The sequence below is a fragment of the Microcystis sp. T1-4 genome, assembly GCF_000297435.1.
Lineage (GTDB): Bacteria > Cyanobacteriota > Cyanobacteriia > Cyanobacteriales > Microcystaceae > Microcystis.
This window is the reverse complement of the sequence record NZ_CAIP01000001.1, coordinates 1-2,563: the sequence shown is the minus strand read 5'-3', so window position 1 is coordinate 2,563 and position 2,563 is coordinate 1. Positions and strand designations below refer to the sequence as shown.

Below are 2,563 nucleotides of genomic sequence, written 5' to 3'. Positions count from 1 at the left end.
GCTTCTGGGGATACACCAATAGCACCGGAGACTTCATTTCCACAAATTGCCACAGCTATTGAAAAGCGAAAAAAAATCACATCCCTAGATAATCCTGATTATTATCCTATTGGCATCGCTAAGTTACAAGAAAGTTGGCAGCAACTGCGTCCATTACCCCTAGAAAGTCCTCGACAAACTTGGGATCTAAAAGCCACGGTGATGGCAACGGCTAAACGAGGTTTTTTTGATCAAATAATTTACCAAAAGAAACAACTTTATCGCCGAGAAATTATAATTTTTATTGATTGTTCTGACTCGATGATTCCCTTTGCAGGATTTGGTAGGATAATGAAGCAAACTTGGGCAAATGTTCCCCATTTTTACTTTGATAATCTGATTAGAGACGAGGTTTTACGACAAGAAAACGGTTGGGAAAGTCAATCTTTAACCAAAGTTCTCTCTAACTATTCTCCGGAAGTAACCAGTTGTCTAATTCTTAGTGATGCGGGTGCCGCTAGAAAACGTTATGTAGAAGAGCGCTTGAGCGCAACAGAAACCCTTATCCGACGATTTAGCCGAAGATTTAGCCGAGTTGCATGGTTAAACCCCTTACCCTATCATCGATGGTATGGGACAACTGCCTGGGATATTGCTGATTTAGCTGAAGATATACCCAATTTTTCCATGTTTGAACTAACCACAGAGGACTGGGAAAACTTGATAACATGGCTAAAAGAAGAAGCTATCCCACCCCGTCATTTATTTAATCCTAATCAATTTCAACAAGGGGATAATTGGGATGAGGATGAAGATTTTTTTAGCGCAGAAAGCCGTTTAAGATTATTTGAAAAAGAAAACGAACCAAACACCAGAGAACTAGCGAAAAGAGCGGCTTTTCCCCTTAGTTTATCCCCTAATTTACTTTATTATCTGCGTCAACATCAAGATAAAAATAATCAAGCTCCTTGGTATGCGATCGCTGATATTTTACTGTCCAGTTTAGTCCGCAAAATAGATCGAGAACTTTATGAAATGTCTCCCGATGTTCGTAAACTACTATTAGAAAAATTAACCCCAGAGGAACTCAAATCTCTGGCCCATCAGTTACAAACTTATATTCAGGAACAAATCGGTGATTATTGCTCAAAATCGGTTTATTGGCAAAATCAACAATGGTTAGCTCTTGCCTACCTAAAACCCAGTCAAGCAGTCAACGAAATCAAACAGGTACTAGCAGAAGCTATCAAAAATAATAACCGAGTGCGTCTTGTAAGATTGACAGCTTTATTAAAAAATCTATCGGCTGCTTTAGCCGATTATGAACCCTTATTATTGCTTAATGAACCGATTGCCGCCTATTCTAGAGGGGATTTAAACGACGTTGGCAATGTCCTTCAACTTTCCCCAGAAGACGAAGGAACCCTACAAAAACGTTTAATAGACGAAGTAGCCGCTATTGTTCCCTACAATGAAAACCTTTTCCTTTTTACCGCAGAAACGGTATTGGTTAATAAAACAGGCAAAGTTATCGAGAGAAAACCTGTTAAAGCCTATTTTTACGATGAAAACCTTCCGGAAGTTCGCAACTGGAAAAAAGCTCAAAACTATATCCGCATGATGTATATTCCCCAAGGAGAATTCTGGATGGGAACGGAAGATGAGGAAATCGAAAGACTGGTTAAAAGATTTTATTGGGACGGATATAGAAGGGAAAGACCACAACACCTAGTCAAAGTCCCCGCTTTCTACATGAGTCAAACCCCGATTACCCAAGCTCAGTGGAGAGCGATTGCCGCAACCGCTAAAATAGACATCTACCTAGAGACAAACCCCTATCGCTTCAAAGGGGATGAGCTACCCGTAGAAAGAGTCAACTGGTATGAAGCAACAGAATTCTGTAAACGACTATCAAGGAAAACAAAACGGGAGTATCGGCTACCGAGTGAGGCAGAATGGGAATATGCCTGTAGAGCGGGGACAAAAACACCCTTTCATTTTGGGGAAACTATAACGGCAGATTTAGCTAACTATCGAGCTACTGAAACTTATGCCGATGAACCCACAGGAGAATATCGACAACAAACGACTCCCGTGGGACAGTTTCCCCCAAACGCTTTTGGGTTGTACGATATGCACGGCAATGTCTGGGAATGGTGCGCCGATACCTGGCACGATAATTATGAGGGTGCGCCGACGGATGGCAGTGTCTGGATAGAAAATGGGGATGATAATTATTCTCCATTGCGGGGCGGTTCTTGGTACACCCCTCCAAATGTCTGCCGCTCCCATTACCGCGACCTCAGCAACCGCTGCGACACCCGCCAATACCATGACCGCCGCGACTACAGCCACGGCAACCTCGGTTTTCGGGTGGTGTGCGGTGCTGGGAGGACCCTGTAACCCTTTTTCTCTTTTTTTCCCTTTTTTTTCCCTCATTCCCTTTTCTGGAATTTTTTGGGGCATACTATAGAACAAATGTATTAGTTTAGGAGTTATACTAAATCTGGTTATTAGGTGTCGATCCCCCCTGCCCCCCTTGATAAGGGGGGTGTCGATCCCCCCTGCCCCCATTGATAAGGGG

1 protein-coding gene is annotated in these 2,563 nt (G+C 42.8%); it reads left to right on the top strand.

What is annotated here, in order from left to right; translation table 11 throughout:
* The coding region (locus tag MICAI_RS26690) for an SUMF1/EgtB/PvdO family nonheme iron enzyme (RefSeq protein ID WP_039899065.1) at positions 1–2,382 on the top strand (2,382 nt) is incomplete at its 5' end.
* Between the last annotated feature and the right edge of the window lie 181 nt (positions 2,383–2,563).